Here is a 12823-nt window from a genome sequence, read left to right on the forward strand (position 1 = left end):
CGCGGTCGTCGGCATGGACGACATGCGGCTGGGCCTGTTGCTCAACGCGATCTCGCCGTCGATCGGCGGAGTGCTCGTACGAGGTGAGAAGGGCACGGCCAAGACGACGACCGTACGGGCCCTGTCGGCGCTGCTGCCGCAGGTCGTGACGGTGCCCGGCTGCCGGTTCTCCTGCGATCCCGCCGCCCCCGACGCCACCTGCCCGGACGGTCCGCACGCGGGCGGGGAGGGCGACGCCCGCCCGGCCCGCATGGTCGAGCTGCCCGTCGGCGCCTCCGAGGACCGCCTCGTGGGCGCACTCGACATCGAGCGGGCGCTGGGCGAGGGCGTGAAGGCGTTCGAGCCGGGCCTGCTGGCGGCCGCACACCGCGGTGTGCTGTACGTCGACGAGGTCAATCTCTTGGGCGACCACCTGGTCGACTCGCTCCTCGACGCGGCGGCCACCGGCTCCTCCTCCGTCGAGCGCGAGGGAGTGTCGGTCCGTCACGCGTCCCGCTTCCTGCTCGTCGGCACCATGAACCCCGAGGAGGGCGAGCTCCGCCCTCAGCTCCTCGACCGGTTCGGGCTGACCGTCGAGGTCGCTGCCTCCCGGGAGACCGAGGAGCGCGTCGAGGTCGTGCGCCGCCGGCTCGCCTACGACGAGGACCCGGCCGCCTTCGCCGCCAAGTGGGCGGCCGAGGAGGACGCGCTGCGCGAGCGGATCGCCGCCGCGCGGGCGCTGTTGCCGGACGTACGGCTGGGTGACGGCGCGCTGCGCCGCATCGCCGCCGTGTGCGCCGGGTTCGAGGTGGACGGCATGCGCGCCGACATCGTGACCGCGCGGACGGCGACGGCACTGGCCGCGTGGGCGGGCCGTACGGACGTCACGACAGCGGATGTCCGGCAGGCGGCGCTGCTGTCACTGCCGCACCGCCGCCGGCGCAACCCGTTCGATGCGCCGGGCCTGGACGAGGACAAGCTCGACGAGATCCTCAACAGCTTCGAGGACGAGGAGCCGGAGCCCGAGCCGGATCCGGAGCCCGAGGGCCCGGACGACGACGGCCCCGGCGACGGCGGCCCCGACGGCGGCGGGCAGCAGCCCCCGCAGGACGGCCCGGCCACTGACGGCGCGCCCGACGTGCCGCAGCAGCGGCAGGAGCCCTCCGAGACCGGAGCCGACTCCGAGACCGGCTCCCGGGAGGCCCCGGACGCCCCCGAGGGCGCGCCCGCGACCGGAGAGGCCTCCGAGGCCCCCGCCGTGGCCGCCTCCGCCCCCTTCCGGACCCGCAGGCTCGACGTCCCCGGTCTCGGTGAGGGCGCGGACGGCCGCCGCTCCCGGGCCCGTACCGCGCACGGCCGGACGACCGGTTCCCGCCGTCCCCGCGGCACCCTGTCCCGGCTGCACCTGGCCGCGACGGTGCAGGCGGCCGCGCCGCACCAGCGGGCGCGCGGCCGCAGCGGCCCCGGCCTGGTCGTGCGCCGCGACGACCTGCGGGAGGCGGTGCGCGAGGGCCGCGAGGGCAATCTCGTGCTGTTCGTCGTGGACGCCTCCGGTTCCATGGCGGCCCGGAAGCGGATGAGCGCGGTGAAGGGCGCGGTGCTGTCGCTGCTGCTGGACGCGTACCAGCGCCGCGACAAGATCGGGATGATCACGTTCCGTGGCGCGGGCGCCGAGGTGGCGCTGCCGCCGACGTCGTCGGTGGACGCGGGCGCGGCCCGGCTGGAGAAGCTGCCGACGGGCGGCCGCACGCCGCTCGCGGCGGGCCTGTTGCGGGCGCACGAGGTGCTGCGGGTGGAGCGGCTGCGCGACCCGTCGCGGCGGCCGCTGGTGGTCGTGGTGACGGACGGCCGGGCCACGGGCGGCCTTGAACCGCTGGCGAGGGCGGCGCGCGCGGCGCGGCTGCTGGCCGGCGAAGGCACGGCGTCGGTGGTCGTGGACTGCGAGCAGGGGCCGGTGCGGCTCGGGCTCGCCGCCGGGCTGGGCCGGGAGCTGCGCGGCCCGGTCGTGACGCTGGACGAGCTGCGCGCGGACAGCATCTCCGCGCTCGTACACACCGTACGGACCACTCACACCAGGAGGGCCGCGTAATGCCCAAGGGGCAGCCGACCACCGTTCCCGACGACGGACTCACGACGCGTCAGCGCCGCAACCGGCCGCTCGTCTTCGTCCACACCGGCATCGGCAAGGGCAAGTCGACGGCGGCGTTCGGCCTGGCGCTGCGGGCCTGGAACCAGGGCTGGCCGATCGGGGTGTTCCAGTTCGTGAAGTCGGCGAAGTGGAAGGTCGGCGAGGAGAACGCGCTGCGGGTGCTCGGTGCGTCGGGCGAGGGCGGCAGCGTCGACTGGCACAAGATGGGCGAGGGCTGGTCCTGGATCCAGCGCGACGCCAAAGAGGGCGAGCTGTCGAACGAGGAGAAGGCCCGCGAGGGCTGGGAGCAGGTCAAGCGCGACCTGGCGGCCGAGCGGTACAAGCTGTACGTGCTGGACGAGTTCGCCTACCCCCTGCACTGGGGGTGGATCGACACGGACGAGGTGGTCGAGGTGCTGCGCAACCGCCCCGGCACCCAGCACGTGGTCATCACGGGCCGCAACGCTCCCGAGAAGCTGGTCGAGTTCGCGGACCTGGTGACGGACATGTCGAAGGTGAAGCACCCGATGGACACCGGCCAGAAGGGCCAGCGGGGCATCGAGTGGTGAGTATCAAGTGGTGAGTACGCGCATTCCCCGCCTGGTCATCGCCGCCCCGGCCTCCGGCAGCGGCAAGACCACGGTGGCCACCGGCCTGATGCGGGCCTTCGCGGACGCGGGCCTCGCCGTGTCCCCGCACAAGGTCGGACCGGACTACATCGACCCTGGCTACCACGCGCTGGCGACGGGGCGGCCGGGCCGCAACCTCGACGCGTACATGTGCGGCCCGGAGCGGATCGCCCCGCTGTTCCTGCACGGGGCCGCGGGCTGCGACGTCGCGGTGGTCGAGGGCGTGATGGGCCTGTACGACGGGGCGAGCGGGCAGGGCGAGCTGGCGTCGACGGCGCACGTGGCGAAGCTGCTGAAGGCGCCGGTCGTGCTGGTCGTGGACGCGTCGTCGCAGTCGCGGTCGGTGGCCGCGCTGGTGCACGGCTTCGCGTCCTGGGACCCGGAGGTACGGGTCGCGGGCGTCATCCTCAACAAGGTCGGCTCGGACCGCCACGAGGCGCTCCTGCGGGAGGCGCTGACGGAGTCGGGCGTGCCGGTGCTGGGGGCGGTGCGGCGGGTGCCTCAGGTCGACACGCCGAGCCGGCACCTGGGATTGATCCCGGTGGCCGAGCGACGTGCCGAGGCGGTGGAGGCAGTAGCCGCCCAGGCGGCTCAGGTCCGGGAAGGCTGCGACCTGGAGGGCCTGCTGGCGCTGGCCCACACGGCGCCTCCACTCACGGCTGAACCGTGGGACCCTGCCGCCTCGTTGTGGGCAGGCGTTCCGCAGGGCGATGGGGGTCCCCCCTGCTCGAGCGAAGCCGAGAGCTTGGGGGAGGGTGGGCACAACGCGACGACGGGCCCGCAGCCGAACGGTGCCCCCGTAGTGGCCGTCGCAGGCGGCGCCGCGTTCACCTTCTCGTACGCCGAGCACACAGAACTCCTGACCGCCGCAGGCGCGGACGTGGCCCCCTTCGACCCGCTGAGGGACGAGTCCCTCCCGGACGGAACCGCCGCCCTGGTCATAGGCGGCGGCTTCCCGGAGGTCTACGCCCCGGAGCTCTCCGCGAACGCCCCCCTCCGCAAGGCGGTAGCCGCCCTCGCGGCAACCGGCGCTCCGGTCATCGCGGAGTGCGCGGGCCTGCTGTACCTGTCGCGCGCGCTGGACGGCAAGCCGATGTGCGGCGTGCTGCCCGCGGAGGCGCGGATGTCCGGCCGTCTCACCCTCGGCTACCGCGAGGCCGTGGCGATCGCGGACAACCCGCTGGCGCGGGCGGGGACCCGTGTCCGGGGCCACGAGTTCCACCGCACGGTGACGGAGCCGGGCGCGGGCGGGACTCCGGCGTGGGGCTTCACGCACCCGGAGCGCCGCACGGAGGGGTTCGTGCTCGGCGGGGTCCACGCCTCGTACCTGCACGTGCACTGGGCGGGCGCCCCCGGCGTGGCCGCCCGGCTCGTGGCGGGCGCCGCCGCCCGCGCGTGATGCCGGTGGCCGCCGTCTACGTGGGCGTGGGCGCCCGGCGCGGCGTGCCGGCCGCGGAGGTGCTGGAGCTGATCGAGCAGACGCTCGCGGAGGCGGAGACGGAGACGGAAGCGGGGGCCGCCGGGCCGCCGCGGCCGTCCGCGCTGGTGACGGTGGAGGCCAAGGCCTCCGAGCCCGGTCTGCTGGAGGCGGCGGCCCGGCTGGGGGTGCCGCTGCGGTCCTACGGGGCGGACGCCCTGTCACGGGTCGCCGTGCCGGCGGGTTCGTCGGCGGGTTCGTCGGCCGCCGCCCTGGCCTCCGTGGGCACACCCTCGGTGGCGGAGGCGGCGGCGCTGCTGGCGGCCGGGCCGGGCGCCGTACTGGCCGTGGGGAAGCGGAAGTCCGCGCGGGCGACGTGCGCGGTCGCGTACGGACCCGCTTGACGGCCCTTCGGCGGCCGTCAGTACCGTTTCCGGGTGGGCCGCACGCGCCCGCCGACGACGATCCGGCACTCAGAAGAAGGCGGCCCTCGGCCATGCACACTCCCAGCGAACCCGACCTGCGCCACCACGGTGACGCCGAAGTGCGGGGTGCCGGCGCGGAGCTGACGGACCTCGCGGTGAACGTGCGGGCGGGCACGCCGCCGGTGTGGCTGCGCGAGCGCATCGCCGCGTCGCTGGACGGGCTCGCCGCGTACCCGGACGGGCGGGCCGCGCGGCGCGCGGTGGCGGCGCGGCACGGGCTGCCGGAGGAGCGGGTGCTGCTGACGGCGGGCGCGGCGGAGGCGTTCGTGCTCCTGGCGCGGGCGCTGCGGGTGCGGCGGCCGGTCGTCGTGCACCCGCAGTTCACGGAGCCGGAGGCGGCGCTGCGGGACGCGGGGCACCAGGTGGAGCGGGTGCTGCTCGACGAGGCGGACGGCTTCCGGCTGGATCCGCGCGCGGTGCCGGGGGACGCGGACCTGGTCGTCGTCGGCAATCCGACGAACCCGACGTCCGTGCTGCACCCGGCGCGGGACCTGGCGCGGCTCGCCCGGCCGGGGCGGACGCTCGTCGTGGACGAGGCGTTCATGGACGCGGTGCCGGGCGAGGCGGAGTCCCTGGCGTCGGTCACGGACCTGCCGGGGCTGGTCGTGCTGCGCAGCCTCACCAAGACGTGGGGGCTGGCGGGCCTGCGCATCGGCTACGTCCTCGCGTCGCCCGGGACCATAGCCCGGCTGGAGCGCGCGCAGCCGCTGTGGCCGGTGTCGTCGCCGGCGCTGGCGGCGGCGGAGGCGTGCAGTGCCGCCCCGGCGCTCGCGGAGGCCGAGGACGCGGCGCGGCGGCTCGCGGAGGACCGGACGTATCTGGCGGCCGCGGTGGGCCAGTTCGAGGGGGTGCGGGTGCACGGGCCGGCGGCCGGGCCGTTCCTGCTGATCCGGGTACGGGGCGGCGCGGCCGTACGGGGCAGGCTGCGGGGGCTGGGGTTCGCGGTGCGGCGCGGCGACACGTTTCCGGGGCTGGGGCCGGACTACCTGCGCCTCGCGGTCCGGGACCGCGCGACGACGGACCGCTTGGCGGAGGCGTTGGGCAAGGCGCTCGCCGAGGGGTGAGACCGGCTCTGGCCGAGGGGCGGGGATGATCGCTAAGGTGCCGCCGTATGTCGACCCCGCGGATATCCCCGGCAGCAGCCTCAGCCGACGACCCGGCCTCGCCCCCGGCCTCGGCCTCGTCCTCAGCCGACCGGAAGGCGCGGCTGGCCGTCACCGTCTTCCCGCTGCTCGTGGTCGCGGCCGGGGCGCTGGGGCTCGCCGCGCCGTCGCACTTCACGGGCTGGGCGCCGGCCGTGCCGTACCTGCTGGGCGTCGTGATGTTCACGATGGGCCTGACGCTGACCGGTGACGACTTCCGCGCGGTGGCCAAGCGGCCCTGGGCGGTCGGGCTCGGCCTCGTCGCCCACTACGTGATCATGCCGGGGCTGGGCTGGCTCATCGCCACGGCGCTGGGGCTGCCGCCGCAGCTGGCGGCCGGGGTGATCCTGGTGGGCTGCGCGCCGAGCGGGACGGCGTCGAACGTGGTCACGTACCTGGCGCGCGGGGACGTCGCGCTGTCGGTGTCCGTCGCCACCGTCTCGACGCTCGTCGCGCCGCTGGTCACACCGCCGTTGACGCTGCTGCTGGCGGACCGGTTCCTGGACGTGGACGCGGGCGCGATGTTCACCGACATCCTCAAGACCGTGCTCGTGCCGGTGGTCGGCGGGGCGCTGGTGCGGATGGCGGCGGGGCGGCGGGTCGCCAAGGTGCTGGGTGTCCTGCCCTCGCTGTCGGCGCTGACGATCGCCGTGCTCGTCCTGATCGTGGTGTCGGGCAGCGCGGCGCGCATCAAGGACGCGGCGGCCCTCGTCCTCCTGGCCGTCGTCCTCCACAACGGCCTCGGCCTGGCCCTCGGTTACGCGGCGGGCCGCGCGGCCCGCCTGGGCGGCCCGTCGAGCCGCGCGATGGCCTTCGAGGTCGGCATGCAGAACTCGGGCCTGGCGGCGTCTCTGGCGACGGCCCACTTCAGCCCCGCGGCGGCGCTCCCGGCGGCGGTCTTCTCGGTGTGGCACAACGTGTCGGGCTCGGTGGTGGCGGCCGTCATGTCCCGCCGAGCCCCGAAACCGACGCCGCGCACCCCCGATTAGATCGACGCCGCGCAGCCCCGATCAGGCCGCGCCGCGCGTCTCAGCGGATCACCCGCCCCCTGAGGATCACCCGGCTCGGGGAGCCCAGGACCCTCACGTCCGCCCGGGGGTCCGCGTCGTAGACGACGATGTCGGCCGGGGCGCCCTCTTCCAGGCCGGGGCGGCCCAGCCAAGCGCGGGCCGCCCACGTCGTGGCGGCGAGGGCGTCGACCGGCGGGAGGCCGGCCTTGACGAGCTCGGCGACCTCCTGGCCGACGAGGCCGTGGGCGAGCGAGCCCCCCGCGTCCGTACCGACGAAAATCGGGATGCCCGCGTCGTACGCCGCCCGCACCGTGTCGTAGCGCCGCGCGTGCAGGCGCCGCATGTGGTCCGACCAGCGCGGGAACTTGGCCTCGCCGCCCTCCGCGAGCCGCGGGAACGTCGCGATGTTGACCAGCGTCGGCACGATGGCGACGCCCCGCTCCGCGAACAGCGGAATCGTGTCCTCGGTGAGCCCGGTCGCGTGCTCGATGCAGTCGATCCCCGCCTCCACCAGCGGCGCCAGCGACTCCTCCGCGAAGCAGTGCGCCGTCACCCGCGCCCCCAGCCGGTGCGCCTCGGCGATCGCCGCCGCCACCTCTCCCCGCGGCCAGCAGGCGGACAGGTCACCGGTCTCGCGGTCGATCCAGTCGCCGACGAGCTTGACCCAGCCGTCGCCCCGCCGCGCCTCGCGCGCCACGTACGCGACGAGGTCCTCCGGTTCGATCTCGTGCGCGTAGTTGCGGATGTACCGGCGCGTCCGGGCGATGTGCCGCCCGGCGCGGATGATCCGCGGCAGGTCCTCGCGGTCGTCGATCCAGCGCGTGTCGGAGGGCGAGCCGGCGTCCCGCAGGAGCAGGGCCCCCGCGTCCCGGTCGGTCAGCGCCTGCTTCTCGCTCGTGGACTCGTCGACCGGCCCGTGGGCGTCGAGCCCCACATGGCAGTGCGCGTCCACGAGGCCGGGCAGCGCCCACCCCTCGATCGTGGTGACGTCCCGCGCCCCCACCGGCCGTTCGAAGGTGATCCGGCCGTCGACGACCCACAGCTCGTCACGCACCCCGCCGTCCGGGTCCGCGCCGACGAGCACCCGCCCCTTGATGTGCAGCACACCACTGTCGCTCATGAACCGCACTGTACGAGCCCGCTCCTCCCGCACGCCAAGGGGCTGCCGGCCCCGGGATACCGGCCGGCTCCGCCCGCACCCCGGGCAATTCCCCGGGACCCGCCTTTCCTATTCACGCAGACAACTCCCCGCGCATTCTCTTTCCCGCTTTCCCGCACCTTAAACGCAGCTTTTTTCTTACGTTTCCGCAAGGGAATTCATCCGCCCCGCAACCCCCTGTGACACACTCCACATCCCGCCCCTTTCACCCGGTTATTTCCGGGCAAACCGCCACGTATCACAGCCACCTCGCCCGCCCACGCGCCTCCGCGCGATAACACAACCACCCATCGCCGGGTAACCCGCACCCCCGATGCGATTTCCGATCCGCATCGGTAAATTCCCTCCGCATGACCGCCGCACAAGCAGACCTTGCACGTGCCCACCCCGCCTCGCCCCGGGAATTCCCGGGAATTCCGGAGGACCTCACGCTCGACGCCCCGCGCGTCGACGACGGAGCCGCGATCTGGCGCATCGCCCGCGACTCGGGAACCCTGGACCTCAACTCCTCGTACAGCTACCTGCTGTGGTGCCGCGACTTCGCCGCCACCTCCGCCGTGGCACGCCGCCCCGGCGACGGGGAGCCCGCGGGCTTCATCACCGGCTACATCCGCCCCGCCCGCCCCCGCACCCTGGTGGTCTGGCAGGTCGCCGTGGACCGCCCCCACCGCGGCCGCGGCCTCGCCGCCGGGCTGCTCGACGGCCTCGTCGCCCGCGTGGCCCGCGAGACGGGCGGCCTCGACGGGATCGAGACCACCATCACGCCGGGCAACACCGCCTCCAACCGCCTCTTCGCCTCCTTCGCCGAGCGGCACGGCGCCACCGTCGAACGCGAAGTCCTCTTCCACGGCGGACTGTTCCCCGAGGACGGCCACGACCCGGAAGTGCTGCACCGCATCGGCCCCCTCGGGCCCCTCGGGCCCCTCACGCACTGAACGCGCTCACCGACGGCATCACACGCACCGAGCGCATCGATCACACCGAACGCACCGATCGCATCGAACAGGAGCAGCCCATGACCATCACCCCGCCCGCCCTCAGCGTCTTCGAAGCCCTCGAGTCGGAGGTCCGCAGCTACTGCCGCAGCTGGCCCGCGGTCTTCGACCGGGCCCAGGGCAGCCGGATGTACGACGAGGACGGCCACACGTACCTCGACTTCTTCGCCGGTGCCGGGGCGCTCAACTACGGCCACAACAATCCGGTCCTCAAACGCGCGCTGCTCGACTACATCGAACGCGACGGCGTCACCCACGGCCTGGACATGGGGACCACCGCCAAGCGCGCCTTCCTGGAGGCCTTCCAGGACGTCGTGCTGCGCCCGCGCGACCTGCCGTACAAGGTGATGTTCCCCGGCCCGACGGGCACCAACGCCGTCGAGGCCGCGCTCAAGCTGGCCCGCAAGGTCAAGGGCCGCGAGGCGATCGTGTCCTTCACCAACGCCTTCCACGGCATGTCGCTCGGCTCACTCGCCGTCACCGGCAACGCCTTCAAGCGGGCCGGCGCCGGCATCCCCCTCGTGCACGGCACGCCCATGCCGTTCGACCACTACCTCGACGACACGGTGCCGGACTTCCTGTGGTTCGAGCGGCTCCTCGCCGACCAGGGCTCGGGCCTGAACACCCCCGCCGCCGTCATCGTCGAGACGGTGCAGGGCGAGGGCGGCATCAACGTCGCCCGCCCCGAGTGGCTGCGCGGGCTCGCCGCGCTGTGCGAGCGGCACGACATGCTGCTGATCGTCGACGACATCCAGATGGGCTGCGGCCGCACCGGCTCCTTCTTCTCCTTCGAGGAGGCGGGCATCACCCCGGACATCGTGACGCTGTCCAAGTCCATCGGCGGCTACGGCATGCCGATGTCGCTCACCCTCTTCCGCCCCGAGCTCGACGTGTGGGAGCCGGGCGAGCACAACGGCACCTTCCGCGGCAACAACCCGTCCTTCGTGACCGCCGCCGCGGCGCTCGACGCGTACTGGACCGACGGGCAGATGGAGAAGCAGACCCTCGCCCGCGGCGAGCAGGCCGAGGAGGCCCTGCGCGCCATCTGCGCCGAGCACCCGGGGCTCGGCGCGCGGTACCGGGGCCGCGGGCTGGTGTGGGGGCTGGAGTTCGCCGACAAGGCGCGGGCCTCGGCGATCTCCCGGCGCGCCTTCGAGCTGGGCCTGCTCGTGGAGACGTCCGGCCCGGAGGGCGAGGTCGTCAAGCTGCTGCCGGCGCTGACGATTTCGCCGGAGGAACTGGACGAGGGGCTGAGGATCCTGGCCCGCGCGGTCCGCGAAACGGCCTGACCGGCAAAGCACCGAGAAAGAAACCGGGAACGAACAGAAAGGCAACCATCATGATCGTCCGCTCCCTCAAGGACATCGAAGGCACCGAACGGCACGTCAAGGCCCGCAGCGGTACGTGGGAGAGCAAGCGGATCGTCCTCGCCAAGGAGCGGGTCGGCTTCTCCCTGCACGAGACCGTCCTCTACGCCGGGACCGAGACGTCCATGTGGTACGCCAACCACATCGAGGCCGTGCTGTGCGTGGAGGGCGAGGCCGAGCTCACCGACGACGAGACCGGCGAGAAGCACTGGATCTCGCCCGGCACGATGTACCTGCTCGACGGCCACGAGCGGCACACCCTGCGGGTGAAGACGGACTTCCGCTGCGTGTGCGTCTTCAACCCGCCGGTCACCGGGCGGGAGGACCACGACGAGAACGGCGTCTACCCGCTGCTGACCGAGGAGGGCTGAACCATGGCCTCGGTCACCGACCTCTACCCCACGCGCGGCACGCGCGAGGCCGCCGTACCGCGGCGGGACCCGGTGGTGTGGCCCTCCGGCTCCGGGGCCCCGGCCCCCGGGCCGGTCGGCGCGGCCGGCCTCGCGGACTACGAACGCGACGGCTTCCTCACCATGGACGAACTGATCACCCCGGAAGAAGTGGCCGCGCTGCGCGCCGAACTCGACCGGCTGATCGGCGACCCGGCGGTGCGGGCCGACGAGAGAGCGGTCGTCGAACCGCACTCGCAGGACGTGCGGTCGGTGTTCGAGGTCCACCGGATCAGCGAGGTGTTCGCGGAGCTGGTGCGCGATCCGCGGATCGTGGGCCGGGCGCGGCAGATCCTCGGCTCCGACGTCTACGTCCACCAGTCGCGCGTCAACGTCAAACCGGGCTTCGGGGCCGCCGGGTTCTACTGGCACTCGGACTTCGAGACGTGGCACGCGGAGGACGGGCTGCCGCGGATGCGGACGGTGTCGGTGTCGATCGCGCTGACGGAGAACCTCCCCACCAACGGCAGCCTGATGATCATGCCGGGGTCGCACCGGACGTTCCTGGGCTGCGCGGGGGTGACGCCGCGGGACAACTACAAGCGGTCCCTGCGGATGCAGGAGGCCGGCACGCCGTCGGACACGGCCCTCGCCGGGCTCGCGGAGCAGCACGGCATACGGCTCTTCACCGGCCCGGCCGGTTCGGCGACGTGGTTCGACTGCAACTGCATGCACGGTTCGGGCGACAACATCACGCCGTTCGCGCGGAGCAATGTGTTCATCGTCTTCAACAGCGTCGAGAACACGGCCACCACCCCCTTCGCGGCCCCCGCCCCCCGCCCGGAGTTCATCGGAGCGCGCGACTTCACCCCGGTGAGGTAGCGGCGGCCTCCGGCGGCGTGGGTGCACCCCGCCGGAGGCGGCCCGGCGGCGCGGCTTAGGAGAGTGCGGCCAGGGCCGCGTCCACGTCCGATGTGTCGTTGTAGATGTGGAACGCCACGCGCAGGCGGCCCGCGCGGGCGCCGGCCCGTACCCCCGCCGCCGAGAGGCGCCCCGTGGCGGCGCCCAGGCCGGAGACGGAGACGATGGCGGAGTCGTCCGCCGGCACCGGCCGGTGGCCGAGCCGGGCGAGGCCCTCGCGGAAGCGGCCCGCGAGGGCCCGGTCGTGCGCCGCGATCCGCTCCGGGCCGAGCTCCTCGATGATCCGGAGCCCGGCCAGCGCCCCGGCGAAGGGCAGGATGGCGGGGTTGTGGTCGTAGCGCCGCGCCGAGGAGGCGAGCTCGGTCACCGGCCCGTACGTGCTCGCCCAGGGGTCCTCCCCGGCCACCCACCCGGCGAAGACGGGGCTGAGGCCGCCCAGGTCCTCCGGCACGGTGAGAAAGGCCGTGCCGCGCGGCCCCATGAGCCACTTGTAGCCGACGCACACGGTGAAGTCGTACGCACCGGCATCCGTCGGCAGCCACCCCGCGGACTGGCTGATGTCCACGAGCGTCCGGGCCCCGCACGCGCGGGCGGCATCCCCGATCGCCCGCAGGTCGGCAAGGCGCCCGTCCGCGGACTGCACGGCGCTGACCGCCACGAGCGCCGTCCCGGGCCGGATCTCCGCGGCGAGCTTCTCCAAGGGGACGGTCCGGACGTGCAGGCCCGCCCGGACGTGGAACGGGTTGACCAGGGAGCTGAAGTCGCCCTCGGCGCACAGCACTTCCGCGCCGTCCGGAAGTGACTGGGCGACGAGGCCGCAGAAGACCGCGGCGGATCCGCCCGCGGCGACGCGCCGCGCGGGCACGCCCACCAGCCGGGCGAAGGCGCCGCGAACGGCGTCCACCACCGCGAAGTGGTCCTCGCTGCCGGCCCGTCCCCGGGCGGACGCCGTCGCGGACTCGTGCATGGCGGCGACGGCCGACGCGGGGATCAGCCCCGCGGCGGCAGTGTTCAAGTAGACGGCTTCGGGCGCGAACTCCTCAGGCGCAAGGCTCTCGGCGCCCATTCCCACGATCATGCTCATCTCGTCCATTCCTTCACTATGCGCGGCCGTGATCGCGCCGTCCACGGCCTCGGGGTGGACCCGAGGTGGAGACGCCGCTCCACCCTGCGGTGGAGGCGGTCCGCCGCTCAGGCCGATG

Annotated in this window: 12 protein-coding genes; 10 read left to right on the top strand and 2 right to left on the bottom strand. The window is 74.1% G+C overall.

Translation table 11 applies throughout. From position 1 onward, the window contains the following. Nucleotides 1-13 precede the first annotated feature (13 nt). From D7231_RS07045 to D7231_RS07070, 6 genes are all read left to right on the top strand, one after another. Nucleotides 14-2068: a putative cobaltochelatase gene (locus D7231_RS07045; protein WP_120754577.1), complete on the top strand. Its 2055-nt coding sequence runs from the start codon at nucleotides 14-16 to the stop codon at nucleotides 2066-2068. Next, nucleotides 2068-2676, top strand: a complete 609-nt coding sequence (gene cobO / locus D7231_RS07050) for a cob(I)yrinic acid a,c-diamide adenosyltransferase (RefSeq protein ID WP_120754090.1) — start codon at nucleotides 2068-2070, stop codon at nucleotides 2674-2676. The genes D7231_RS07045 and cobO overlap by 1 nt, the downstream gene beginning before the upstream one ends. 10 nt (nucleotides 2677-2686) lie before the next feature. Further along, nucleotides 2687-4135: a cobyrinic acid a,c-diamide synthase CobB gene (locus D7231_RS07055; RefSeq protein ID WP_241999601.1), complete on the top strand. Its 1449-nt coding sequence runs from the start codon at nucleotides 2687-2689 to the stop codon at nucleotides 4133-4135. Further along, nucleotides 4135-4557, top strand: a complete 423-nt coding sequence (locus D7231_RS07060) for a cobalamin biosynthesis protein (protein ID WP_120754092.1) — start codon at nucleotides 4135-4137, stop codon at nucleotides 4555-4557. The genes D7231_RS07055 and D7231_RS07060 overlap by 1 nt, the downstream gene beginning before the upstream one ends. A 92-nt stretch (nucleotides 4558-4649) precedes the next feature. Continuing rightward, nucleotides 4650-5702: an Rv2231c family histidinol phosphate aminotransferase CobC gene (cobC, locus tag D7231_RS07065; protein ID WP_120754093.1), complete on the top strand. Its 1053-nt coding sequence runs from the start codon at nucleotides 4650-4652 to the stop codon at nucleotides 5700-5702. A gap of 47 nt (nucleotides 5703-5749) precedes the next feature. Beyond that, nucleotides 5750-6769, top strand: coding sequence for a bile acid:sodium symporter family protein (locus tag D7231_RS07070; protein ID WP_120754094.1), 1020 nt, complete (start codon nucleotides 5750-5752; stop codon nucleotides 6767-6769). A gap of 40 nt (nucleotides 6770-6809) precedes the next feature. On the opposite strand, the gene D7231_RS07075 is transcribed toward D7231_RS07070, so the two are convergent. Further along, nucleotides 6810-7910 (bottom strand): amidohydrolase family protein, encoded by a 1101-nt coding sequence (locus tag D7231_RS07075; RefSeq protein WP_199739322.1) that lies wholly within the window; start codon nucleotides 7908-7910, stop codon nucleotides 6810-6812. A gap of 389 nt (nucleotides 7911-8299) precedes the next feature. Between D7231_RS07075 and ectA the strand changes: the two genes are divergently transcribed. The 4 genes from ectA to thpD all read left to right on the top strand — a co-directional run bounded on the left by ectA (nucleotide 8300) and on the right by thpD (nucleotide 11582). Further along, nucleotides 8300-8884 carry a diaminobutyrate acetyltransferase gene (ectA, locus tag D7231_RS07080; RefSeq protein ID WP_194960895.1) on the top strand — a complete coding sequence of 195 codons (585 nt, stop codon included), beginning with the start codon at nucleotides 8300-8302 and terminating at the stop codon, nucleotides 8882-8884. 80 nt (nucleotides 8885-8964) lie between these two features. Further along, entirely contained in the window at nucleotides 8965-10233 is a 1269-nt protein-coding gene (gene ectB / locus D7231_RS07085; RefSeq protein ID WP_120754096.1) for a diaminobutyrate--2-oxoglutarate transaminase, read from the top strand. 50 nt (nucleotides 10234-10283) lie between these two features. After that, complete coding sequence (locus D7231_RS07090) at nucleotides 10284-10682, top strand: ectoine synthase (RefSeq protein ID WP_120754097.1); 399 nt, start codon at nucleotides 10284-10286, stop codon at nucleotides 10680-10682. 3 nt (nucleotides 10683-10685) lie between these two features. Beyond that, complete coding sequence (gene thpD, locus D7231_RS07095) at nucleotides 10686-11582, top strand: ectoine hydroxylase (RefSeq protein WP_120754098.1); 897 nt, start codon at nucleotides 10686-10688, stop codon at nucleotides 11580-11582. 55 nt (nucleotides 11583-11637) lie between these two features. Here thpD and D7231_RS07100 read toward each other — a convergent pair whose 3' ends face one another. Then, a complete protein-coding gene (locus tag D7231_RS07100) occupies nucleotides 11638-12714 on the bottom strand; it encodes an aminotransferase class V-fold PLP-dependent enzyme (protein ID WP_241999602.1) in 1077 nt (358 codons plus the stop codon). Between the last annotated feature and the right edge of the window lie 109 nt (nucleotides 12715-12823).

Source organism: Streptomyces klenkii (genome assembly GCF_003626645.1).
In the GTDB taxonomy this organism is placed as follows: Bacteria; Actinomycetota; Actinomycetes; order Streptomycetales; family Streptomycetaceae; genus Streptomyces; species Streptomyces klenkii.

What these genes read in the sequence shown, in the direction of transcription:
- D7231_RS07100 (WP_241999602.1), bottom strand. Translation starts at nt 12,714, where the DNA reads ATGGACGAGATGAGCATGATCGTGGGAATGGGCGCCGAGAGCCTTGCG.
- thpD (WP_120754098.1), top strand. Translation starts at nt 10,686, where the DNA reads ATGGCCTCGGTCACCGACCTCTACCCCACGCGCGGCACGCGCGAGGCC.
- D7231_RS07075 (WP_199739322.1), bottom strand. Translation starts at nt 7,910, where the DNA reads ATGAGCGACAGTGGTGTGCTGCACATCAAGGGGCGGGTGCTCGTCGGC.
- ectB (WP_120754096.1), top strand. Translation starts at nt 8,965, where the DNA reads ATGACCATCACCCCGCCCGCCCTCAGCGTCTTCGAAGCCCTCGAGTCG.
- ectA (WP_194960895.1), top strand. Translation starts at nt 8,300, where the DNA reads ATGACCGCCGCACAAGCAGACCTTGCACGTGCCCACCCCGCCTCGCCC.
- cobO (WP_120754090.1), top strand. Translation starts at nt 2,068, where the DNA reads ATGCCCAAGGGGCAGCCGACCACCGTTCCCGACGACGGACTCACGACG.
- D7231_RS07070 (WP_120754094.1), top strand. Translation starts at nt 5,750, where the DNA reads ATGTCGACCCCGCGGATATCCCCGGCAGCAGCCTCAGCCGACGACCCG.
- cobC (WP_120754093.1), top strand. Translation starts at nt 4,650, where the DNA reads ATGCACACTCCCAGCGAACCCGACCTGCGCCACCACGGTGACGCCGAA.
- D7231_RS07045 (WP_120754577.1), top strand. Translation starts at nt 14, where the DNA reads ATGGACGACATGCGGCTGGGCCTGTTGCTCAACGCGATCTCGCCGTCG.
- D7231_RS07090 (WP_120754097.1), top strand. Translation starts at nt 10,284, where the DNA reads ATGATCGTCCGCTCCCTCAAGGACATCGAAGGCACCGAACGGCACGTC.
- D7231_RS07060 (WP_120754092.1), top strand. Translation starts at nt 4,135, where the DNA reads ATGCCGGTGGCCGCCGTCTACGTGGGCGTGGGCGCCCGGCGCGGCGTG.